Origin of the sequence: Flavobacterium sp. ZB4P23 (assembly GCF_003970375.1) — a bacterium.
In the GTDB taxonomy this organism is placed as follows: Bacteria; Bacteroidota; Bacteroidia; order Flavobacteriales; family Flavobacteriaceae; genus Flavobacterium.
On sequence record NZ_RYDK01000002.1, the window covers coordinates 515,863 to 540,411 of the forward strand.

19 protein-coding genes and 1 pseudogene are annotated in these 24,549 nt (G+C 35.3%); 11 read left to right on the plus strand and 9 right to left on the minus strand.

Annotated elements, in window-relative coordinates; all coding sequences use genetic code 11:
- Positions 1–313: 313 nt before the first annotated feature.
- Positions 314–490 (plus strand): chromate resistance protein ChrB domain-containing protein, encoded by a 177-nt coding sequence (locus EKL99_RS14520; protein WP_126576526.1) that lies wholly within the window; start codon positions 314–316, stop codon positions 488–490.
- Positions 491–518: 28 nt separating this feature from the next.
- Here EKL99_RS14520 and EKL99_RS05485 read toward each other — a convergent pair whose 3' ends face one another.
- Positions 519–1,274 carry an NUDIX domain-containing protein gene (locus tag EKL99_RS05485; RefSeq protein ID WP_126461653.1) on the minus strand — a complete coding sequence of 252 codons (756 nt, stop codon included), beginning with the start codon at positions 1,272–1,274 and terminating at the stop codon, positions 519–521.
- A gap of 316 nt (positions 1,275–1,590) precedes the next feature.
- On the opposite strand from EKL99_RS05485, the gene EKL99_RS05490 reads away from it, so the two are divergent.
- On the plus strand, positions 1,591–1,800 hold the full coding sequence (locus tag EKL99_RS05490) for a hypothetical protein (RefSeq protein WP_126576527.1): 210 nt from the start codon (positions 1,591–1,593) through the stop codon (positions 1,798–1,800).
- A 346-nt stretch (positions 1,801–2,146) separates the two neighbouring features.
- Here the strand turns inward: EKL99_RS05490 and murF are convergent, their stop codons facing one another.
- Both murF and gldJ read right to left on the minus strand, forming a co-directional pair.
- Positions 2,147–3,430 carry a UDP-N-acetylmuramoyl-tripeptide--D-alanyl-D-alanine ligase gene (murF, locus tag EKL99_RS05505; protein WP_126576528.1) on the minus strand — a complete coding sequence of 428 codons (1,284 nt, stop codon included), beginning with the start codon at positions 3,428–3,430 and terminating at the stop codon, positions 2,147–2,149.
- Between the two features lie 63 nt (positions 3,431–3,493).
- Entirely contained in the window at positions 3,494–5,182 is a 1,689-nt protein-coding gene (gldJ, locus tag EKL99_RS05510; protein ID WP_126461647.1) for a gliding motility lipoprotein GldJ, read from the minus strand.
- 208 nt (positions 5,183–5,390) lie between these two features.
- Here gldJ and porU point away from each other — a divergent pair, with 208 nt between their 5' ends.
- The 5 genes from porU to EKL99_RS05535 all read left to right on the plus strand — a co-directional run bounded on the left by porU (position 5,391) and on the right by EKL99_RS05535 (position 13,832).
- Positions 5,391–9,218: a type IX secretion system sortase PorU gene (porU, locus tag EKL99_RS05515; protein WP_126576529.1), complete on the plus strand. Its 3,828-nt coding sequence runs from the start codon at positions 5,391–5,393 to the stop codon at positions 9,216–9,218.
- 37 nt (positions 9,219–9,255) lie between these two features.
- Positions 9,256–10,428 (plus strand): type IX secretion system outer membrane channel protein PorV, encoded by a 1,173-nt coding sequence (gene porV, locus EKL99_RS05520; RefSeq protein WP_126562836.1) that lies wholly within the window; start codon positions 9,256–9,258, stop codon positions 10,426–10,428.
- 85 nt (positions 10,429–10,513) lie between these two features.
- Positions 10,514–10,996: a cytidine deaminase gene (gene cdd / locus EKL99_RS05525; RefSeq protein ID WP_126576530.1), complete on the plus strand. Its 483-nt coding sequence runs from the start codon at positions 10,514–10,516 to the stop codon at positions 10,994–10,996.
- A gap of 156 nt (positions 10,997–11,152) precedes the next feature.
- On the plus strand, positions 11,153–12,151 hold the full coding sequence (gene pdhA, locus EKL99_RS05530) for a pyruvate dehydrogenase (acetyl-transferring) E1 component subunit alpha (protein ID WP_126554627.1): 999 nt from the start codon (positions 11,153–11,155) through the stop codon (positions 12,149–12,151).
- A 7-nt stretch (positions 12,152–12,158) separates the two neighbouring features.
- Positions 12,159–13,832 carry a pyruvate dehydrogenase complex dihydrolipoamide acetyltransferase gene (locus EKL99_RS05535; RefSeq protein ID WP_126576531.1) on the plus strand — a complete coding sequence of 558 codons (1,674 nt, stop codon included), beginning with the start codon at positions 12,159–12,161 and terminating at the stop codon, positions 13,830–13,832.
- Between the two features lie 56 nt (positions 13,833–13,888).
- Here the strand turns inward: EKL99_RS05535 and EKL99_RS05540 are convergent, their stop codons facing one another.
- Entirely contained in the window at positions 13,889–15,130 is a 1,242-nt protein-coding gene (locus EKL99_RS05540) for a glycosyltransferase (protein WP_126461629.1), read from the minus strand.
- A gap of 110 nt (positions 15,131–15,240) precedes the next feature.
- Between EKL99_RS05540 and EKL99_RS05545 the strand changes: the two genes are divergently transcribed.
- Complete coding sequence (locus EKL99_RS05545; RefSeq protein WP_126461626.1) at positions 15,241–15,822, plus strand: tRNA-(ms[2]io[6]A)-hydroxylase; 582 nt, start codon at positions 15,241–15,243, stop codon at positions 15,820–15,822.
- Positions 15,823–15,901: 79 nt separating this feature from the next.
- Here EKL99_RS05545 and EKL99_RS05550 read toward each other — a convergent pair whose 3' ends face one another.
- Positions 15,902–16,237 carry an OmpA family protein gene (locus EKL99_RS05550; protein ID WP_231507377.1) on the minus strand — a complete coding sequence of 112 codons (336 nt, stop codon included), beginning with the start codon at positions 16,235–16,237 and terminating at the stop codon, positions 15,902–15,904.
- A gap of 98 nt (positions 16,238–16,335) precedes the next feature.
- Positions 16,336–17,499: an AraC family transcriptional regulator gene (locus EKL99_RS05555; RefSeq protein WP_126461623.1), complete on the minus strand. Its 1,164-nt coding sequence runs from the start codon at positions 17,497–17,499 to the stop codon at positions 16,336–16,338.
- A gap of 313 nt (positions 17,500–17,812) precedes the next feature.
- On the opposite strand from EKL99_RS05555, the gene EKL99_RS05560 reads away from it, so the two are divergent.
- From EKL99_RS05560 to EKL99_RS05570, 3 genes are read left to right on the plus strand one after another with little or no spacing between them, the layout of a single operon-like run.
- Positions 17,813–18,295 carry a T9SS type A sorting domain-containing protein gene (locus EKL99_RS05560; RefSeq protein WP_126461620.1) on the plus strand — a complete coding sequence of 161 codons (483 nt, stop codon included), beginning with the start codon at positions 17,813–17,815 and terminating at the stop codon, positions 18,293–18,295.
- Positions 18,292–18,915 carry a hypothetical protein gene (locus EKL99_RS05565; protein ID WP_126461617.1) on the plus strand — a complete coding sequence of 208 codons (624 nt, stop codon included), beginning with the start codon at positions 18,292–18,294 and terminating at the stop codon, positions 18,913–18,915. Before EKL99_RS05560 ends, EKL99_RS05565 begins: the two co-directional genes overlap by 4 nt.
- An 8-nt stretch (positions 18,916–18,923) precedes the next feature.
- Positions 18,924–21,599 carry a hypothetical protein gene (locus tag EKL99_RS05570; protein WP_126461614.1) on the plus strand — a complete coding sequence of 892 codons (2,676 nt, stop codon included), beginning with the start codon at positions 18,924–18,926 and terminating at the stop codon, positions 21,597–21,599.
- 599 nt (positions 21,600–22,198) lie between these two features.
- On the opposite strand, the gene EKL99_RS05575 is transcribed toward EKL99_RS05570, so the two are convergent.
- The 3 genes and pseudogenes from EKL99_RS05575 to EKL99_RS05585 form a co-directional block, all read right to left on the minus strand.
- On the minus strand, positions 22,199–23,647 hold the full coding sequence (locus EKL99_RS05575; protein WP_126576533.1) for an IS1182 family transposase: 1,449 nt from the start codon (positions 23,645–23,647) through the stop codon (positions 22,199–22,201).
- A 200-nt stretch (positions 23,648–23,847) separates the two neighbouring features.
- Positions 23,848–24,056 (minus strand): annotated as a pseudogene (locus tag EKL99_RS05580) (anti-sigma factor); the annotation flags it as partial.
- Positions 24,055–24,345, minus strand: coding sequence for a hypothetical protein (locus tag EKL99_RS05585; RefSeq protein WP_126461608.1), 291 nt, complete (start codon positions 24,343–24,345; stop codon positions 24,055–24,057). The pseudogene EKL99_RS05580 and the gene EKL99_RS05585, both read right to left, overlap by 2 nt.
- Positions 24,346–24,549: the final 204 nt, after the last annotated feature.

The window sequence follows — 24,549 nt, forward strand, 5'->3', positions numbered from 1 at the left end:
TCGGGAGTTCAAATCCTCTATCGCGCACAAAATTCAAATAACCAAGTCATTTAATTTTAGAGGTTAGTTTGGTTATACAATTGATAACCCCTAAATTTATTAAGATTATTGATTCGAATATCCTAAAGTCATATTAAAGAGACTGATATTTATTTGTTTTATCTTTTTTTGTATAAAGATCCATTGTCGAAATAATCAATCTCTAATCTTAGCTCTTAAACAATTGATTCGTAAGTGTTTTTTTGAAACCTAGATAAATAAATGTAGATTAGCTTACTATTTAAGGAGCAAAATTTCCTTTATATTATTTCAAATGAAATGGATTACTAGAGAACTCCCTAAAATTGATAGAATAGCCAGTCCTTGGTTGATCAAAACTTTTATAGACAAAAACGCTGAAATAATTTATAAATTGTTATTTCTTCAAATCCTGCATAAAATGGTTAGAAAACAGTTCCTAATCGCCCACAAAAAACTTCATTATTTCTAATGAAGTTTTTTTATGCCTTTTCTTTAATTTACCACCCCTGCGTCAACCCGTTTTTAACAACCTCTTCGTATTTTTCTTTATCAAAACGGTATAAATTAGGGGCTTTGTGGGCTACATTACTTTTCTTCTCGTCCAGCTTATTTAATATCCCAATTGCCATTATCTTACGTAAAAAATTTCTACGGTCGAGTTTTCTGCCTAAGATGGTTTCATATAATTTCTGCAACTCAGGAATCGTGAATTTTTCGGGTAATAAATTATAGCCTACCGGCATTAAATTCAATTCCATGCGGAGTGTTTCTAATGCTTTATCTAAAATTTCCTTGTGATCTAAAACTAATTCCGGCACCGCATTATGGTCAATCCATTCCACCGTTTCATTGTTACCCTCGGGTTGCGGAATCGTTTTTAAAAAATCAACCAAGGCATAATACCCAACGGTTACAAAACGACTGGCAAACCATTTGCCTTCCGCTAAAGGTATTCCGTAAAAATCTAAAACAGTATTACTGACATCAACATTACACCTTCTGGCTGCTCCAAAAGTTGAAAATTGTCTCAGAAAAATCCCCCTTAGTCCCGTTCTACTATTCAAAACAGTGACAGCAGCCTGATCAATATCCTCATTTATAGGCACAAAACCACCGGGCAAAGCCCATTTATCACTGTACTTTGTTTTTATCAATAACACTTTTAGCTGATTGTCATGAAATCCAAAAATCACACAATCTATTGATAAGCCGGGCTGATAGTTTTCCTTATTGTCTAAAATATTTTTTAACATGTACTTATTTTCTGATAATTAAAGTATAATTTATTAGTGTTGCAATTTAGCTCATTTTTATAAGAAAATTAAAGAACATCACTTTTTCAAAACTCTCAATGCAGTGTTTTTCTATTGAAAAGAAAAAACACAGCAATAATAGTACAAATCGATTGTATAAAAACACATCTGTACTAAAAATAGCTTAAAAAAGGTATTAATCAAAAAATTATACAAAATGCATTACGAATCAAATAAATATACACTGCGACAAAATAACACATTTAATTAACGAACTCAATAATTCAAAAACAACCCAGTAAAAGACGAAAAAAAAATGTGTTTATTACTTTTTGGACTGACATTAGTCTCCCAATCGCATCCTCAAGATGTAGATTATCGCGCTAAGGCAAAAAAACTAGTAGCTCAAATGAGTTTAGAAGAAAAGCTTTTTTATGTTCCGGCGCAACTGCTTGCTCCACAAAAGCCGTTCAATACTGGGTATTCCTACTATTTTTATGACGGATGGACCGCTTGGTTTGCGTAAAGCAGAAGGTTTCGACTTTACTAATAGTGTTCCTTCCATTGTTTTCCGACTGCATCGGCACTTGCTTCGTCCTGGAATCCAGCATTGGTACAAAAAATGGGTGAAACCCTAGAAATCGAATCTCAGACTAACGACGTTCAAATAGTATTAGGACCCGGAGTAAATATGAAGCAATAACCTCTTGGCGGAAGAAACTTCGAATATTTTTCTGAATATCCAGTTTTAGCCGGAGAAGTTGCTGTTAATTTCATCAATGGTCTTCAAAGTCAGGGTGTGAGAACTTCCATGAAAAATGCCATCATAACTTTAATATGATGGCATTTTTATTAAAAAAAATATTTTTTAATTACAAAAAATCTAACGTTCGTTCCAGTGCCATTCCTCTCGATCCTTTTATCAAAATAGTACTATTGTTGAATGTTATCATTGGTAAATCATTAGAAAATTCCTCAAATGTACTATAGAACCAGAAGTTACTTTTCTCCTGTTTATTGGTATAAAATGCTGCACCTATAAAATAACATTTCACTTTATCTTCGTTCAAAAGAAGGTCAACTATTGCTTTATGTTCTTGCTGACTTTCCTGTCCCAACTCAAACATATCTCCCAAAATCATAACCTTATTTAAATCCTCTAACTGTAGAAAATTCTCAATAGCTACAGCCATACTACTCGGATTTGCATTATAGGCATCTAGAATTACTTGATTAGTTCCTTTTGTCAACAACTGTGATCTGTTGTTTTCAGGTACATAGCTTTCTAAAGCTTCTTTTATTGCGATATCATCGATACTAAAATACTTACCAATAGTGAGCGCTGCATTGATGTTATTGGCATTATACAACCCAATTAGGTGGGATTTTATTTCCAATCCGAAATAACATATTTCTACAAAAGGATTTGCCTTAATCGAAGTAATATTAACATCCGCATTTGTTTTATTTATACCAAAAGTAAATGAGTGTAACCTTTTTGATTTTTCAACTTGAATTGTATCTTCCAAATTAACAAAAGCAAGCTTGTCTTTTTTTGAAAGGTATTGATACATTTCGCTTTTGCCTTCAATAACGCCCTCTACACCACCAAAACCTTCTAAATGGGCTTTGCCAAAATTAGTGATATACCCATAATCCGGTGTTGCTAATTCACATAGAAATTCAATTTCTTTTTTGTGATTTGCTCCCATTTCAACTATTCCTATTTCAGTTTCTGAAGTAAAAGAAAGCAATGTCAATGGAACCCCAATATGGTTGTTTAAATTGCCAACGGTTGCTTTGGTTTTAAAATTTTTCGAAAGTACAACCTGAATAAGTTCCTTAGTGGTTGTTTTTCCATTGCTTCCGGTAAGTGCTAATATGGGCAATTTTAAATATTCACGATGGTATTTTGCTAATTCCTGCAGCGCGACCAGACTATCTTCAACTAAGATAGTCCTTTGATCAATAAAATAAGATTCATCATCAATTATAACATACGCAGCTGCTTTTTCTAATGCTTCTTTTGCAAAAGTGTTAGCATCAAAACGCTCTCCTTTTATGGCAACAAATAAGGAGTTTGGCTCAATCTTGCGGGTGTCAATTGAAACTGAGTTGCATTGCAAAAACAAACTATGAATGTAATTAATATCCATTTGAAACGATTTAAAAAAACAAAAGCCCTAATCAAAGGGCTTTTGTTTGTATTTATATAAAAATTAATTTCTGGCTGATCTTTTTTTATCTGCTTTTGCTCCTACTCGAGACATCGCACATCTAAAGCCAATGTAATCTGTGGCCATGTCCTGAGGAAAATACCTTCTTTGAGCCGGATCTAACCAATAGGCTCTATCCCTCCAGGATCCTCCTTTGTAAACTCTGACATTGTCATTTATCAAAGTTGTTCTTTTGCTTGATTTATCATATTTCCTAACCATGTTCCCTAAACTGTCCGTAGTCACATTGTGTATTGGGGAGTTATACATGTTTTTTTCTTCTTTCGTTTTCTCGTCATCTGATTCTGAATCTCCAAAATTATAATATCTAGTAGATTGTTTATCTCCATCTCTGTAGTTAATATTATCACTTTTATTAAAATTTTGTCTCAGATAAGTCTCTTGTTCGTCAACGGGTACCTGAGCGATTTGACCTGGAAAGTTTCTGGCAATGATTCTTCCGTTGCTTAAAGTGTCAAATTTCATATTGTCTTTAGTGACAATTTCTACTTTGCCATCTTCACCAATTTTATTTTTAGTGTATTGATTCCCTCTGAAATAATTAAAGTCATTTGCTTCATTATCGATAATAGGTCGGTAAACATCTTGAACCCACTCAGCTACGTTTCCGGCCATATCGTACAATCCAAAATCATTTGCAGGATACTTTTTTACTTCATTTGTAATATCAGCCCCATCATCAGACCAACCTGCAATTCCGCCGTAATCACCATTTCCTTGCTTAAAATTAGCCAATTGATCCCCTTTGCTTTGTCTTTTGCCTGAACGCGTGTACCCGCCTGACCAAGGATATTTTTTTTGCCCTTTGTATATGTTATATTCTCTTTGTCCCACATCGGCTGCAGCTGCATATTCCCATTCCGCCTCTGTAGGAAGCCTGTATTCCGGAAGAAGAATTCCGGAAGAACGCTGCGCATAAACATTCTTTGGTTCTACAACCGTCCCGTTTTTTCCAGCTTTAGGAGTTTTTCTGGCTCCTTTTCTTCCTTTTAATACAATATCTTCATTTCCTCCATAAGCCAAGGTCGGTGAATTTAAATAGGTTTCAGTATCAAAATTGCTGTCTGCAGTCACATCTAGTGTTTTTGCATTCTTTTTAAGGTATCCGTTTTTTTCCAGAAGCGCTTCATTTACACGTTGGGTTCTCCAATTGCTAAATTCGACTGCTTGAATCCAATTTACACCTACTACAGGATATTCTGCATAAGAAGGGTGTCTTAAGTAATTATTGGTCATTGTTTCATTATAGCCCAATCGATTTCTCCAAACTAAAGTGTCTGGCGAGGCACCTTCATATATATTTTTATAATTTTCTTCCGTTGGTGGATACACATTTTTCAACCAGTCTAAATAATCCAAATACATTGAATTCGTTACCTCCGTTTCATCCATATAAAAAGATTGAACATGTTGTTGTGTTGGGGTGTTATTCCAGTCATGCATAACATCATCCTGCACTTTACCCATGGTAAATGTACCTCCTTCAACAAAAACCAATCCCGGACCTGCTACTTGTTTCTTATTATTTGAACCTGCCTTTTTACTGTCCATATTCCAACCAGTCGCTCTTGAAGTATTCTTTGAGCTAGATTTTTTACTGCAACTGGAAAAACCAATAATAAACAGGATTGATATTAACAATCGTAAGCTCATAATTCTGTTTGCTTTCATACTCTTTAGTGGGTAATAATTTTAGTGGCGCAATATAATAATTATCAATTAATCAACATCGATCTTTCTTACTATTTTCAAAAAACCAATTTTAACAACAAATTATATATACGAACGCAAATTTATAATATTTATTATTTACTATAACATGAAATGATTTATTTTTACTGATTAATAATAACTGTCTATTAATCCCGTTAAAAAAATAATGAGAAAAATTATTTTGGCTTATTTAGTCCTATTTCCGTTCATTTCTTTTGCCCAAATCAAAGGCGATGCAACCATCGATTGGTTAGAAAAAAAAGAAATGTCCTATGGTGATTTCAAAGTTACGATCCCTTTTTTTTTAGGAAATAGTTTCCATTATAATGCTACTGCCAAAACGCTCCTTTTTACTTTAAAAATAAATGAACCAGTCTCTTTTGACGAAGGGAAAATTCAAGTTACAAATATAATTTACGAATCGATTACTGCTGCTGAACTCGGAGATTTAGATATTGAAAACCTTCCTAAAACAGTAAGTTCGTCTTTGCAAATACGTAATTCCAGAGAACTAAAGAATGCCTTTATTGAGCTTACACCAATAATTAAAGATAATTTCGGATTCAAACGAATCAAATCCTTTTCGTATGAAATAGAGCGTAATACTTCTAGAATTTCACCCTCCGAAAAAACGTTTAATGGCATTTCTAATTCGGTTTTATCGAGCGGTACTTGGTTTCGATTTTATATTGAAAAATCGGGCGTGTATAAAATCTCTAAAAGCTTTCTGCAACAACTCGGACTTGATGTTACCGCTGACCCCCGAAAAATAAAAATATACGGCAATGGTGGACGAATGGCACCACTGTCCAACAACATTTACTATCCAAATGACTTGATCGAAAATGCAATTCAAATAAATGGCGAAGGGGACGGCATTTTCAACAATGAAGATTACATTCTTTTTTATGGTGAAGGCGTTGATACTTGGAATGAGGAAAGCAAAACACACCTTAACTTATATGACACAAAATCGTATTACTACATTACAACGCAAGGTGCTGACGGGAAAAGAATGGCTCCTTTAAGTCAACCTGCCGGAAACAGCACGTTGACTTTAACCTCCTTTGATGATCACCAACACCATGAAGTAGATCTGGCAAACATTGCCCGATTGGGCCGTCAATGGCTTGGCGAATCATTTGAGGTTAAAAACGAACAGGAGTTTGACTTTACCTTTCCTAATTTTGACGCCACATCACCCGTTAAAATCATGCTGACAGCAGCCTCAGCCGCCTTTACACCTACTTCATTTACTGTGACTGCAAACGGAATTTCAGTTGGAAACATCTCGTTTCTTGCGCTGAATAAAAATTCAGAAACTGAATTTGTTTTGGGGTATTTACCCATTAACGCCTCATTCAATGGGGCCGAAACGGTCAAAATAAAGCTCAAATACAACAACAATGGCGTTCCGGGCTCTAAAGGCTTTCTGGATAATATTAGGCTAATTGCCAAGAGAAAACTTCAAGGATACGGAAAACAGTTTCATTTTCAATACGATCAATCCGGCGCAAAGACCGGAATTGTCAATTATCTTATTTCAAATGCAGCGGGAATCTCTCAAATATGGGATGTTACGGATAGCTACAACACAACTAAAATCGAAAATGTAGATCAAAATACAGTCAATTTCAAAGCAGGTTTGGGAGAACTCAGAAAGTACATTGCAGTAGAGGCCTTGGATTATTATACTCCTTTAAAAGAAAGCAGATCAACGGTCCAGAATCAAAACCTAAAAGGAACCTTATTCAAAAATAGTCTGGGTCAATTTCAAGATATCGATTATGTAATTATTTCGCCTTCATTTTTAGTTTCTCAAGCTGAAAAACTAGCCGGTTTTCACCGCAATTATTCTAATTTGAATGTAAAAGTAATCCCTTTAGAATCGATATATCAAGAATTTTCTTCGGGCAAACAGGATGTCGCTGCTATAAGAAACTGCATTAAATACATCTATAAAAATGCTTCAACACCACAAAAAAGAATACAATTCATTAACCTTTTTGGCGATGCTTCCTACGATTTCAAAAACAGAATCATCAACAATACCAATGTTGTCCCTATTTATCACTCTTTAAATAGCAATACATCGGGAGAATCCTCTTTTGCCTCTGATGATTTTTTTGGACTAATGGATCCTTCAGAAGGAAATGTTATTTCCTATTTTGGGGGAATCGATATTGCAGTAGGCCGAATGCTGGTGAACGACTCCAAACAGGCGGATGAAATGGTGAATAAAGTAATTGAATATCACGACATAAAATCTTACGGAAGCTGGAGAAATAATTTTGTTTTAATTTCTGATGATTCAGATATTGCCTCCGATGCCACTTTGCAAAAAAGACAAAATACGCTTGCAAATACCATTGCTACCGAAAAACCTTTTTTGAATGTCAATAAAATCCTCTTGGATTCCTACATTCAGGAAGCCGCTGCAGGAGGATCCAGATACCCTAAAGCACGAGCCGATTTCTTTAATGCTTTCGAAAAAGGCGCTTTAGTATTTAATTATTTAGGTCATGGTGGCGAAGACGGTTTATCAAGCGAGCGGATTTGGGAAAAATCAGACGGACAAAATTTAAGCAATCAATTCAAATATCCATTATTCATCACTATTACCTGTGAATTTTCCCGCTTTGACAATCCCTTTAGACCTACAGCTGGGGAATATACGTACTGGAACCCAAAAGGCGGGGCAATAGCCATGATTACAACGATTCGTTCCATTGGTCAGTTTAGTGCCGAAAACTTTAATGATGTTTTTACTAAAAATTTATTATCATACGGCTCAAACCAATATTTATCTATTGCAGAAGCACTGAGAATTTCGAAAAACAGCAATCCCAATTCAGCGACCAATGTCGTCTTTTACATTGGCGACCCTGCATTAATGCTCGCTGTCCCCAGACCAAAAATTAGATTAACAAAAGTGAATGACATAGCCGTTACCCAAAGTATTGAGGACTTCAAATCACTCTCTAAAATCAAGTTGACCGGCGAAGTTACGGATGAGAACAACAATCCTTTGACCAACTATAATGGTGAAGTTTCCACTACTATTTTTGACAAAACCATTTCAAGAGCAACCTATAATAATGACGGAAATAGTCCAGTCATGAATTTTAATGTTTTAGGAGAAACCATATTCCGGGGAAATGCATCGGTTACAAACGGTGAATTTGAATTTAGCTTTGTTGTACCCCGAGACATCAGAATCCCTTTGGCAAACGGAAGAATTAGCTTTTATGCCAAAAAAAATGAAGTATTACAAAACGAAACCGGATATGATGCTACCATAAAAATAGGCGGAATAAACGAAAATGCCGCAACAGACAATATTAGCCCAACAGTGAAGTTATACATGAATGACGAGACTTTTGTTTCTGGCGGAATAACAAATGAATCCCCGTTTCTTGTTGCGTTACTTGAAGATGAAAACGGCATAAATACAGCCAGCGGAATAGGCCATGATATTGTTGCCATTTTAGATGGAGATGTAAGCAATCCCTTTGTATTAAATGACTATTATCAAACAAAACTGGATGATTTCACCAGTGGAACGCTTCGGTTTCCGTTGCGCAATTTAGCTCCCGGGTTGCATACAATCGCATTCAAAGCTTGGGATGTGTACAACAATCCCGTAACCACAGAAATTCAGTTTATTGTAGTGGGTGATGATGCCATAACATTGACACATGTGCTAAATTACCCCAATCCATTTGTCAGCTATACGGAGTTTTGGTTTACGCACAACAGACCATTTGAACCATTAGACGTTCAGGTTCAAGTAATGACAATAACAGGGAAAATAGTTTGGACAAGGAATCAAATCGTCACGACAGACGGTTTTTTATCCAAAGAAATCACTTGGGACGGCAAAGATGATTTTGGAGACCGAATAGGGAAGGGAGTCTATATCTATAAACTCACTGTAAAATCAAGCCTAACCAACAAGAAATCCGAAAAATATGAGAAACTTGTAATCCTTTAATTAAATACTATATTTGTTTAACAAACCTTCTGAAATAATGAAAAAAACAATACTGATTTTTACCCTTTTATTTATGGTTTCCTTTGCAAAAGCTCAGGATAATAGGGTCATAAACCCTGGAGTTCCATTTTTATTAGTCGCTGCCGATGCAAGAGCTGCAGGTATGGGAGATATAGGGGTTGCCACATCAGCCGATGCTTTTTCTCAGCAATGGAATCCGGCAAAATATGCATTTGCCACAGATGCGCAAGGGTTTTCAATAAGTTACACGCCATACCTTACTGATCTGGTAAATGATATCGCATTAGCACAACTGACCTATTATCAAAAACTGAATGACCGAAGTGCTTTTGCAGGAAGCATTCGTTATTTTGGATGGGGCGATATTGAATTACGCAGAACTGGCGAACCTACAGAAACCTTTCCAACCGTATCGCCTAATGAATTTGCTATTGACGGCTCCTACTCCTTAAAACTAAGCGAGAAATTCTCGATGGCGATTGCAGGACGATTTATAAATTCTAATTTAAAAATTGCTTCCGAAAATAACGACGCCACATCTGCCAGTTCATTTGCTGTTGATGTAGCCGGTTTTTACCAATCCGAAGAACTGGCGTACAATGAATTCAACGGGAGATGGAGAGCGGGATTTAATATTCAGAATTTAGGACCAAAAATTAGTTACGACAACGATGATTTCAATAATAATTTCATTCCTGCAAATCTAAAAATAGGAACTGGTTTTGATTTTATATTAGACGATTATAATAAGGTTGCTTTAAATGTTGAATTTAATAAATTATTAGTTCCAACTCCTCAAAATCCAGATTTGAATGGAGATGGCACAGTGGCTCCCGAAGAACGCAATCAAAACAATGACAATTACCGTTCAATAGGCTGGGCATCTGGTGTTTTTAAATCATTTGGTGATGCGCCTGATGGATTTGGAGAAGAGGTAAAAGAAGTAACTTATGCGGTAGGTGCTGAATATTTGTACCAAGATTCCTTTGCCATGCGCTTGGGATATTTTCATGAAAGTCCGTTGAAAGGGGCTAGACAATTTTTATCCCTTGGAGCAGGTTTTAAATACAATGTTGTCAAAGTAGATGTTTCGTATTTATTCTCGGCATCAAAAGTAAAAAACCCTTTAGAAAACACCCTTCGTTTTTCACTTACCTTCAATTTTGGAGATAAATACGAAGAATATTAAACATAAATAAAATTTACCAATAATAATCCAAATTTCAGCCCGAACGCTTCGGAATGAAGTTTGGATTTTTTTTCCTCAAATTAGTATGAAAGAAATAATAATTACTACACAATTCAAAGTATTTGATGCCATTGAAGATTTGCCAAATGACATTCAGAATTTAATGGGACAAGCTGTTGAAATTAGAAAAAAAGCGTATGCCCCTTATTCAAAATTCAGAGTTGGCGCAGCCCTTCTTTTAGATAACGGCAAGATCGTTTTAGGTTCAAACCAAGAAAATGCGGCTTATCCATCCGGGCTTTGTGCGGAGCGGGTGGCTATTTTTCATGCAGGCGCAGTCTATCCAGAGGCTAAAATTTTGAAAATGGCTATCACAGCTGCTTCAGATACTAATACGACTTCGACCCCAATACCGCCTTGTGGTTCTTGCAGACAATCCATAGCCGAATATGAAATTCGGCAAGAGACTCCTATTGAAATCTATTTCATGGGAGAGATTGGTACAATTTACAAATCCGAATCCCTAAAAAACCTGCTCCCTTTTATGTTTGACAAAAAATACTTGTAAAAAATCCAAAAACTACCTATTAAATTTTAGTTCTAAGTTGGAATGTCTTATTTTTGCATCCCGACCCTTCGGGGCGCAAATTTGTGGGAGGAAACTATTTTGCGTTATAGGTACACATTGATAATACAATAACACTTTAGCAAAAGAAAAATTCAGATGAAAGAAGTTACAAAAGAAGTATATTTAAAGTGGTATGAAGACATGCTGCTTTGGCGAAAATTTGAGGACAAACTTGCCGCATTATACATCCAACAAAAAGTTAGAGGTTTTCTACATTTATACAACGGTCAAGAAGCAGTACTAGCCGGTGCATTGCACGCCATGGACTTGACAAAAGACAAAATGATTACCGCGTACAGAAATCACGTTCAGCCAATAGGAATGGGAGTTGATCCCAGACGTGTGATGGCGGAACTTTTAGGAAAAGTTACCGGAACTTCAAAAGGAATGGGTGGTTCTATGCACATTTTTTCAAAAGAACACCGTTTTTATGGTGGACACGGAATTGTGGGCGGACAAATACCTGTAGGTGCAGGATTGGCTTTTGCAGACAAGTATTTTGAAACTGGGGGTGTTACTATGACCTATTTTGGTGATGGCGCCGCACGTCAAGGATCCTTACACGAAGCCTTCAACATGGCAATGTTATGGAAACTTCCTGTCGTATTTATTGTTGAAAACAATGGATATGCCATGGGAACATCTGTAGAAAGAACAGCGAATCATACTGATATCTGGAAACTAGGTCTAGGATATGAAATGCCTTGCGGACCAGTAGATGGAATGAATCCTGTAAAAGTTGCTGAAGCTATGACAGAAGCAATTGACAGAGCACGTCGTGGCGACGGACCTACTTTTCTTGAAATGAAAACGTACCGTTACAGAGGACACTCAATGTCAGACGCGCAATTGTATCGTTCGAAAGAAGAAGTTGAAGAGTACAAAAAAATCGATCCAATTACACAGGTTTTAGATATAATTAAAGAAAAAGAATATGCTACCGATGAAGAAATTGGAGCAATCGATAAGAGAGTGAAAAGTTTAGTTGAAGAATGTGTGAAATTTGCTGAAGAATCTGAATACCCACCTATTCAACAACTTTACGATGTAGTATACGAACAAGAGAACTATCCATTTTTACCTCATAAACTATAAATCAATTATGGCAACAATAATTACAATGCCTCGTTTGAGCGATACGATGACGGAAGGAACGGTAGCGACTTGGCTAAAAAAAGTAGGGGACAAAATCAGCGAAGGCGATATCCTTGCCGAAATTGAAACAGACAAAGCAACAATGGAATTCGAATCCTTCAATGAAGGAACTCTTTTATATATAGGTATTCCGGAAGGAGAAACCGCAGCTGTAGATTCTTTGTTAGCAATTATTGGAGATGAAGGCGAAGATGTTTCTGACTTAATCGCTGGAAAAACAGCTGATGTGGCTCCAGTTAAAGAAGAAGCAAAAGCTACTACAGAAGCAACTCCCGATGCTATAAAAGAAGAAACAAAACCTACTACCACTGCTTTACCAGAGGGAGTTATAGTTATTACTATGCCTCGTTTAAGTGACACCATGACCGAAGGAACTGTTGCGACTTGGTTAAAAAAAGTAGGCGATACAGTTGCCGAAGGAGACATTCTTGCTGAAATCGAGACAGACAAAGCAACAATGGAATTCGAATCCTTCAACGAAGGATCTTTATTGTATATTGGAATTGAAGAAGGAAATTCAGCACCAGTAGACAGCCTTTTAGCAATCATTGGACCAGCAGGAACGGATATTTCCGGAATTGCAGAAAATCATAAAACTGGCGGAGCACCACAAGCAGCGCCCGTAGCTGAAAAAGAGATAGAAAAAGAAGTTGCTTCGACAGAAAAAACTTCAGAGCCAGTGACTCAAGAACCACTTGCTCAAGAAGCATCAACTGACGGGCAACGAATTTTAGCATCCCCATTAGCAAAGAAAATTGCAAGTGATAAAGGAATTCAATTGACACAAGTAAAAGGTTCTGGTGAAAACGGACGTATTGTAAAAAGCGATATTGAAAACTTCACGCCACAAACTGCCGCTCCAGCGCAGACAAATGTAGCGGCTGCACCAGCCAAAACAGAAACTGCAGCTGCGCCTAAAGTATTTGTTCCAGCAGGAGAAATTTTTACAGAAGAAATCAAAAATTCGCAAATGCGAAAAATCATTGCGAAACGTTTAGCAGAATCTTTATTCACCGCGCCACATTACAACTTAGTGATAGAGGTAGCAATGGATGAAGCAATGCAATCAAGAGTAATCATTAACAGTGTTCCGGACACAAAAGTATCGTTTAACGATATGGTGATAAAAGCGTGTGCAATGGCTTTAAAAAAACACCCAAAAGTGAATTCACAATGGAGAGAAGATTCAATTCTTATAAACCATCACGTGAATATAGGAGTTGCTGTAGCGGTTGAAGACGGATTAGTAGTTCCTGTATTGCGTTTTACAGATGCTATGAGTTTATCTCAAATTGGCGGAAGCGTAAGAGATCTTGCAGGAAGAGCTAAAAACAAAAAATTATTACCTACAGAAATGGAAGGAAGTACTTTTACCGTTTCTAATCTTGGAATGTTTGGTATTACTGAGTTCAACTCAATCATTAACCAACCCAATTCTGCTATTCTATCCGTAGGAGCTATTGTAGAAAAACCGGTAGTAAAAAATGGTCAGATTGTGGTAGGAAACACAATGATGTTATCTTTAGCTTGCGACCACAGAACAATTGATGGCGCAACTGGAGCTCAATTTTTACAAACATTGAAACAATTTATAGAAAACCCAGTTACGATGCTTGCGTAATAACTCCGTTTTTAAAATACAAATCCCGTCTTGTTTCAAAAACTTGACGGGATTTTTTATTTATTCTTCTCTTCAATCCAGCGCGACATATATTTTGTGCTTTTTAAAGTATGGTGTTGCAACATGGCTCCCATAAAATTACGTAGTCGATGTTCCTTCAAATTAGCACATAAAAATTCTATTTTAGTTCTAAAGTTATTTTCGAACAAATATTTTACATATCGCTGATTAATAATTTTTAGTCCATTTTGTTGGGCTTGAAGCCAAATTGTTTTGTCTTGATATAATTGTACTGCCACATCCGCAAAATCAACAACATCATCCGTGATGTTACCGTTCCAAGACAAATCACCATGCATGGATTCTGAACCAATAGTAGTTGTTACGCTTGGCGTTCCGCATTGCATGGCTTCTAATAATTTCCCTTTAATACCCGCACCAAAACGCAAAGGAGCCAAAACCACTCGTGCTTCCTTCACAACTTCTTTCGCATCAATGGTACGTCCCATGATTAAGAAGCCTTCTTTCTTATTATGCAATTGCAGTACTTTTTGAGAAGGATAAGCACCATAAATATTCAAAACTGTTTCTGGCAAACGCATCTTAATTAAGGGCCAAATCGTTTCTTTTAAATACTGAACCGCATTCCAATTGGGCTCATGAAGAAAATTCCCGATAAAAACAAAGTCTTTTCGTTTTTCAAAGAAAGGTAGCTTGTCTATTTCGGCAACAACAATTGGTTCCAATAAAAAAGGCAAATAATACAATAAGGCTTTCTCAATTTTAAATGTAGATTCCAAAAGTTCCACTTCAAATTCAGAAATCATCAAAGACAAATCACAACGTAAAATACTGGCTATTTCACGTTTGGCTACCTCTTCAACAAATAAATCAGTAGTCTTAAAGGAACGATTTTCTTTGAATGCTTTCTGACGAGCCAATCTTAGGCAATGTAAATCTTCGGTATCTAGCAACCGTAACGCATCCGGACAATTTTCGGCAACACGCCAACCAAATTGCTCTTCCATCATAAAACGATCAAACAAAACCACACCAGGATTCAGTTCTTTTATAATAACATCAAAACTGGAATTATTAAGTTCTATTGCTATTTTCTCCACTTCGTACTCTTGTAAATCAACCATGTAATCACTGTTTTGTGCAGGACTGGCAAACGTAATGCTAAAACCTTGCGCTTTAAAGAGTGAAATCAATTCCATCATCCTTCCTCCCGCTGCAGACGAATTGGGTTCCGGCCAAACAAAACCAATAATTAAAAGCTTTTGAACTTGATTCATAGTATTATAAAATTTCAATTGCAAAATAATGCTATTTTGAGTTCAATCTGGTCATTTGAATCAAAAATAGATTATAAAACACTAATTTTGCACAAATAAATTTCATCAGTATGTTAGGATTAAAATTAGCCACAGACCCGCGTTGGGTAAATATAGTTGAATCAAATATAGAAGAAATTCTAACGGATCATGCGTGGTGCGAGCAAAAGGCTGCTTCAAATGCCATCAGTATTGTTACCTACAACTCGGAAATAGAAGAACTAGTAACCGAAATGTTAATAATTGCAAGAGAAGAGTTAGAACATCTGCAAATGGTACATGACTTAATAAAAAGCAAAGGATTGACTTTAGGCAGAGAAAGAAAAGACCATTATGTAAATGAACTTTTCAAATTCATGAAAAAAGATGGCAGCCGAAAAGATGCATTGTGTGACCGATTATTATTTTCAGCAATGATTGAAGCAAGAAGCTGTGAACGATTTAAAGTTTTATCAGAAAACATAAAAGATGTTGAACTGGCTACTTTTTACAGAGATTTAATGATTAGTGAAGCGGGACATTACACCACATTTTTGAGATTTGCACGGAAATATGCTGATAATGTAGATGTTGACAAAAGATGGGCAGCATGGATAGAATTTGAAGGATCAATTATCACTAATTACGGAAAACAGGAAACGATTCATGGATAATTAAACAGACAATCTAATAGTAAATAAAAACAGGATGCTTTACGGTATCCTGTTTTTGTTTACTTAAAATTCTAGTCTATTATTTAACGATCATAAACTCCGAACGTCTGTTTAAGGCATGCTCCTCATCGGTACAGTTCTCTTGACAATCCACTTTAAATTCTGATTCGCCAAACCCTTCTCCTGTTATTTTATCAACACTAATTCCTTTTGAAACAATGTAAGCTACCGCAGCATTTGCTCTTCTCTCAGAAAGATCCAAGTTAAATTCCTCCGTTCCTCTGGAATCCGTATGTGCCTTTACATTAATTTTTAATTGATCATTTTGAGCCATCACATAAACCAATTTATTAAGTTCTGTCGCGCCATTTTTTGTTATATTACTTTTGTTGTAATCGAAATAAATAGGATTCAAAATATAGAAAATACTATAGTAAAAATAAGGACTAGAAATAGGATTTAATCTAATAAAAAAAAGCTCCCAATCTATAAAATTGGAAGCTTTTTTGTTTTTTAAAAATCATTTTTTTTGATAATATATTTTTGTGGAGAAATTCCAGTAACATTTTTAAAACTGGTAAAAAAGGGATTATATGAGGCAAATCCCACTTCTTTTGCTAGTGAATCCATTGTATTTGTTTTTAAATAATTCGATTCAATCAATAGAATTGAACGATAAATTCGGATTTTCTTTTTATAATCTAAAAACGAGATTTTAGAATGATACTTAAAAAGATAATTTAAATGGCTATTGGGAATATTTAATTTTATTGCTAAGTCAACTATTGAAAATTTTGAATCTTGAAACAATTCAAATTTTCTAGAAATTTCCTCAATTTCATTAATATACCGTATAATATATTTATCAATTTTTTCTTGTAATTTACTATCTTGATCTTTTTTTTGCTCTTTGTTAAATTCAACAATCCAATCTGTATCCAATAACAGATTGACCTTTTTTGTTTCCTTCATGATATCAAAAATTGGGTAGCCATAAAGTAATTCTGGAGATATTAATACTCTAAAAAAAGTTATTATCCAAATTATTGCACCTATCCACTGAAAACGATCGGCTACAACAAAACCACTGCGATAATCGTTAACTAAAAAGAGCGTCGCAAAAAGTTTAAGCGAAATAATTAATACTATGATGAACAAAAAAAGGTTCCATTTTTTAATCAATATACTATGTTTACTATTACTTTCTCCATTTTTTTTTGCCCAAACATTCTTGTTTAATATCTGGTAAGCCAAAAAAAAGTATGTTATGGTGTACAATATTAAGACTAAAAAGAAGGAAAAATAAAAAGAGGGTGGCAAGAAATAATTTGTACTTACGACAGATAAATTTATCGCCAAAAATGCAAGAGGGAAAATATAATGGACAAGATCAGCCTTCATAAATAGCTTCTGATCGGCAATTAAATTTTTAAAATACAAATATAAACTAGGAATGATTAGTATTAAAAATTTACAGTAATTAATATAATGTTCTTTTAAATAAACTAAATAACCAAAAGAGAAAAATCCGCTTAATAGAAAACGAATAGAAATTAGAGTAAAAATCAATATTAAATAAAAATTGATCGTTTTATTTCTTCTAAAGCTTGCTAGGATTATTATTAAGGTTAAAAAGCCTAAAAAACCAGTGATAATGAAAAGTAAATTTATAATCAAAATTTATATATTTTAAATAAAACTAAAAATTTGTTTTTACTGAAATAGACGCTGCGACACAAAGACAAATATATATTATTAATTCAATTTTTCGGTAGCAAAAAAATTCAAAAACAAGTAATATGTTTTTAAATTAACATTGAAACAATTCTTTTTTGATTTCAGAATTACTTTTTATTGTATCATTTTTTGAATTTATTATTTACTAAAAACTCAAAAACTCTTACTATTTTGATTAATTTGTGTAGTTCGTCGGATTTATGATGTTTGATAGCTTTTTTTTTGTCTTATCATTACATCAAAATCCGTTTATATGAAATATTTACTTTTACTTTTCAGTACAGCTTTTTATGCACAGGTACTACACCATGAAATGCTTTCTTCTCAAGGGATATCAACAAAAACATATAATGGTTTGATAGTAGTACAAACTATTGGTCAGCAAAGTATGACAGGAACTTCCACGAATAAAGATTATACCGTAATGCAAGGATTTCAGCAAAGCCTTTGGGGGAAATATATTACTTCCAATAAAATAGATGTGATTGAAGGTATTAAAACCATAACCTATCCCAATCCATTTACTGAAACTGTCAATTTTCAATTCTCAGAATCGATTACTGATCTAATTACCATTTCTATTTTTGATATTTTGGGACGTTTGATATTTGAACAAAAAAAAGTATCCGTCAACACAATTTTGACTATTAATTTGGCACAGTTGCCAAGTTCAGAATACCTAGTACGACTAAATTCCACCAACCTCAATTATTATACTAAAATTATAAAACGATGATGAAAAATTACCTACTATTTGTTATTTTAATTACTTCCTGTCAATTATTTTCACAAGAAATTTTTTTAAATACAGGAAAGAATTTTACAAAGTATGATTATAAGAATGGCTTTGGGCAATCAGATCCAGATCTTCAAAGCGGAACGGGTAATTTTTATGAAATTGGGTTTAATAAACCGATACTAAATAAGCATATACTTTATTCATATGGACTTTCTCTTAATGAATATAATGCCCTAGGCGGGAATGTTGCAAATTCCTATAGTTGGGAAACTAAATACCTGGGCATTAAAACAGGATTAGGATTTTCTTTGTTCCCTATGGACGATTTTCATAAATTAAATTTTTTACTGCAAGTGGGTATTTTAGGCGAAACCATCATTTATGGAAAACAAAAAATAGATGGCGCTTATTATGATTTAGTGCACCAAAAGGAATTTACGGGACTAGTAGTGGAATCATCCATCGGTTTTCAAGTCAAGTATCGTGTTCCTTCCCTGGGTTTTTTAAGTATTGGCTATAATTATGGTCAAACTTTAAACATATCCAATTCGACAACTGAAAAAATATCATTCATGACCCATCAACTACAATTAGGTGTTAATTTCCCAATTAAATAAATTAAATTATGAAAAAAATAATTCTACTTATTTTCCTTTTTATTGGCGCCAAAAATTTTGCGCAAACTAATGGGATAACCTATCAGGCCGTAATTTTGAATCCAAAAGGAGAAAAAATACCAGGAGTAAATAATTCAAATGCTTTTTTAGTAAGTAAAGACATTTGCATGAAGTTTGAATTTGTTGACGAATATTCTAATGTAGAATATCAGGAAGTGATTCAAACTAAAACAGATAAATTTGGAATGGTCAATCTGATCATTGGATCAGGATCACAAACAGGCGGGTATGCTTCCTCTTTTCAGGAAATCGTATGGAATTCTATCAGTAAAAAATTGATAGTGGCTATTAACACAAATGGCAGTTGCAACTCTTTTACTGAAATAAGCAATCAGCACTTTAATTCGGTTCCTTTTGCGTTTTTTACTAAAAATGCAGAAAATGTTACTGGTATGGTGGCTATTGAAAATGGAGGTACCGGAGCGATTACGATGAGTGGTTTAAAAACAAACTTCGGAATGGAGAATATGGATAATACGAGCGATTTGAATAAACCAATAAGTGCCGCTGCTCAATTAGTATTCAGTTTAAAAGAAAATGTAACAAACAAAAGCACTAGTATTGCAACTGATGCTGCATCAGATACTAAATATCCAACGGTAAAATCGGTTAAGACTTATGTAGATAGTCAAGTACCTACAACAGGACCCCAAGGAATTCAAGGGGATACTGGCGCAGCAGGAGTAGCCGGTGCAACAGGAGCAGCTGGTTTAACCACTTCAGTTAACGGAGTTACACAGGTAAACGGAGCAATAACACTAAATAAAACCGATATAGGTTTAGGCAATGTAAATAACACAGCAGATGCAGATAAACCTGTTTCCTCTGCCATACAAACCGCATTAGATGCAAAAGCGAGTTTAGTTGCGCTGGCAGTTAAAGCGGATCAAAGTGCGGTAGACCTGAAAGCACCATTAGCTTCTCCTACTTTTACCGGAACTGTATCTGGAGTAACAGCAACGATGGTCGGTTTAGGCAATGTAAATAATACAAGCGATGCAGCAAAGCCGATATCAACTGCCATACAAACCGCATTAGACTTAAAGGCGAGTCTAGCTGCGCTGGCAGCTAAATCAGATCAAAGTGCGGTAGACCTGAAAGCACCATTAGCTTCTCCCACTTTTACCGGAACGGTAGCAGGAATTACCTCAACAATGGTGGGCTTAGGTAATGTAGATAATACCAGCGATGTTAATAAACCTGTTTCAACATTAACCGCAACTGCATTAGGATCCAAAGTAGATAAAGTAACAGGAGAAAGACTTATCAACGCAACAGAAATCACAAAACTTGGCAATCAATCGGGCACTAACTCAGGGGATCAAGATTTGAGCGGCTTAACAACAATCGCCGCTACAAATACCGCATTAGCCTTAAAAGCTAATATAGCTTCTCCAACTTTTACCGGCGCACCTATATTGCCAACCGGAACTATTGGCGTAACTCAAGCGGTTGGAAATAATACGACCGCCTTAGCCACAACCGCATTTGTAAATGCGGCAACTTCTGCTGGAGGTTCTTTTGTAGATTTAACAACTGCGCAAACTGTTGCGGGCGTAAAAACTTTTAGCACTGATGCGAAATTCAATGAAATTACTGTAGGGCGTGGTACAGGCAATTCATTCTATAGTACAGCGGTAGGCTATGAGGCATTAAAGGTCAATACCACAGGTAGCGTTAACACCGCCAATGGCGCTCTAGCCCTTAGAAACAACACCACAGGTAGCGAAAATACTGCTATCGGTGTTAATGCTCTTCACATTAACGCAATCGGCAGTAACAATACTGGTATTGGTTCTAATGCCCTTTACTACACCTCAGGTCGCGGCAACACTGCTATAGGTAAGGATGCGATGTACGAAAACACAACAGGCAACAACAATACTGCTATCGGTTACAATACAGGTGTAAGTGCAGGTTCCGGTACAGGATCTGGCAACACCATACTAGGGGCTAATGTAACAGGTTTAGCCACAACGCTTACCAACAACATCATTTTAGCCAACGGTACAGGAGCCATTAAAGCACAAAATAATGGTACGAACTGGACATTAACTGGAGGTTTAACCGCTGGTGGTATTACTTATCCTGCTATAAATGGCACCAACGGGCAAGTACTTACAACAAATGGAAGTGGTGTGGCTACTTGGGCAGCAGCATCGGGTGGTTTTACACATTACCTTGGCGAACTCTTTAATGGTGGCATAATTTATTATCTCTACAAAGGTAGCGATGGTTTAGAACACGGGCTTATCGTTGCGCTTACCGAAAGCACATATGCATGGCAAACAGCACCCACACTTACAGGTGCCAACCGTACCGAAGATGGTGCATTTAACACCAATTTAATGACAGGAAGCCCAACGAAAACTTATATTAACGGATTAGGCCCTGAGTGGTATTTGCCAAGTATTGATGAATTAATATTATTGTATTCCAATCGTTATAGTGCACAAAAGGCTTTGCGAGCAGGTAACAACACACTGCTTTCAATATCAGCTAACTATTGGAGCAGTACCGAAAATACAAACTCTATGGCGTATAACTTCAGTTTCTTACTTGGTTACGTCATAATCGATCTTAAGACCACCGCGGTTTCCGTACGTGGAGTTAGGGCTTTTTAACTCCCGATAGCTATCGGGATTAACCATTTTTTCATTACCGCATAAGCGGTCTAATTTAAAAAATAGCACTTATTATGATTTATACCCTTGGATAAAGATTTTTTCAAAAAAATAAATGAATGTTTGTAATTATCCAAGGGGGGGGGGGGGGGTAAAAGGGATGCATTGAAATTGGTAAGGAGTATATTCAGGGCTAAAGAAAGAATACCTCGATGGATAGCATAGACAAAGTTTTTGCTTTTTGTAACAAAGGATGGTTGTGGTAATATTTTAATAAGAGTAGATTTTGCGAAGTGATATTTCACGTAAAATTTAAAAATGACCTTGAGCCAATGATGCAAATTAGCGATAATTTTTATAGTTATTGTTATTTTAGATTTTTATATAAAAAAGGTTCAGCTTTACGGAGGGCACTGAAAAACTTCACTTATTTTGATTAGAGTCGTTTTTTAGACAATAAAAAAACGCTTATAACAGGATTTTAAAGATCCTTTATGAGCGTTTTAATTTTTACAACTGTTTTTTATTATAGGTTATATGAGTCGATTTTTGACTTTTATAGGCTCATTGAGTGTACTGCGCATGTAGCTTTGATTTTCCTACATTAATTTGAGTATTCTTTTTAAGTTGACTGCGAAAATTGCTATTGCACCTTGCATTTGCATATTGGTAATGCCATATGATATTGCTCTATCATAACCATGTACATTTTTCAACTCACTATTTTTCGCTTCTATTTTATATCGGTGTTTTGCTTTTTCTTTGTAATAGTCAGTTTCTTGAAAGCTGATTTGTTCTTGGTGTAAGTCCGATTTTATCGACACCGAATATGTTTTTGTCTTGGTTCCTTCTTTATAACAACCCTCTTTTAAAGAGCAGGTCTTACATTTTTCCACATCAAAATAGTAGGTTTGTATTTGATTGGTTCCAACATTTTTTTTGCCTTGGCAAGCCTTTCGTATAGCCATGTGACCAGCAGGACAAACAAATCTATCGGCATCTTTATTGTAATCAAATTTATCTTCGTCTTTTCTAGCCCCTTGTGCTATTGTAACATTTAGTCTTGCTACCACTTTAATATTTTGCCCACTTGTGAGTTTGAGATTTTTTTTTCCTGTATAGGCTCCATCGCCAATAATTATATCAACATCGATTCCGTTTTCCTGACTAATTTCTAAAAGTTTAGGTAACTCCGGGCCATCTCCTTTTTCGCCTGATGTGACTACAGCTGCTGTAATGATGCGCTCTTCGGTCATCGCTAAATGAGTCTTATAACCGAAGAAGGAACTATCAGCGGATTTATGCCCCATTTTAGCATCTGGATCTTTTGATAACGTAAAATTTTCCTGAGTGTCTTCTATCGTTTCTTTAAGCAAGTTTAATTTTTCTTTCACCGCAAGTATAGAACTTAAAGATTGTTCTTTTTCTAGCCGTCTCTCCAACTCTTTACAATAGGCCAATTCCTTTTCTAATTCATTGGTATTGTTCTTCTCTGACATACGTTCTTTCCATTGGTCATCAAATAAATAAACCGTTTTTCGCAGTAGTTTTGAACGCTCATGCAATACTGCAATTGCCGAAAATGGATTTGATCTCGATAAAGTATGTGTGGCATCAACTATAATAGACTTAGGACGGATAATGCCCTTTTCAAGGGCTATAGTCACCGTTTTACTAATCAATAGATTTAATAAGTCGGTGTCCTTCAAACGTAGTTTTCTATATTTTGTTAACGTACTAGAATTGATAACATCTTCTTCTGGTGCCATTTCCAAAAAATACTTAAAGGACATATCAAAACGGGAACGCTCCACTACATCAATATCTGAAACGGTATAAATTGTTTTCAGAAGTAAATACTTGAACATACGCACAGGACTTTCTGCTGTGCGACCATTATTTGTACAGTATTTATTTAGCAACTCATCATAGATAAATGAAAAACCTATCAACTCATTGATTTTTCTTAGCATATTGTCCTTGGGAACGATTAAATCATATAACGAAGAGTACAGACTGAATTGAATTTTTTGTTGTTGAACTAACATCTAAAAGCCTTTTGGCTACCATTAAAAATACGAAAAAAGGAGCAAAAAACTATAGTTTTCTACTCCTTTTTATTAACAATTAATTCTTAAAAAGACTTTTTCAGTGCCCTCGCTTTACGGTTGAACCTTTTTTGTTAGTAATTAAGAAGAAGTACTATTTACACTTTTCCTAACGTATATAATTGTTCCATTGTAAGGGTTCAACTTCCTTCCTTAGGTTCTAAGGTTATCCCAAAAGCTTCTGCATCAATTGCGTTAGCTACAGCAAACATTTTTTGATCATTAACCTTGAAATTATCTAATAATCCAATGCTTGTAGGAGTTAATGGATTCAAATTTAATGCCCCTACTTGATATACAATTCTTCTGGAGGTTCCGGTAATACTGTAGCATCTACATAAACCATTCTATAAATCAATCCTCCCTAGTGTATCTGAATTCCTTCGTTTGTCCAACATTTTGAACATCAATGGAAATGCTACGTTTTTATAACTTACTCCCAACATCAGAATGTTACTGTTTTTAGTTCCGAACTTCCAATTGGTTCTATCTAGCACCAATACCAAATCGGATTTAGCTGATAATAAAATGAATATCAATGAAGAAACTATTTTCATGCGAAAATAAAATTCCTTCATGAATCTTTGCATTCTTCTATAAGAGCTGTTTTTAGTAGCAGTTATTTTGTTGAATTTCAATAATATATGTTTTTGTCATGTACTAATAAAATTAGTTTAAAACTTTGTCCAAATTTAAGTAAAAAAACATAATTTTTTAAAACAAAAACCCCTATTCCGATAGGAATAGGGGTTTTCAAAGAAAGGTGACGAACCGAGCCCGCAGGGCGAACACGTGGTATCTATAAACAAAAGAACCCCAGTCTTTTCAGACTGGGGTTCAAA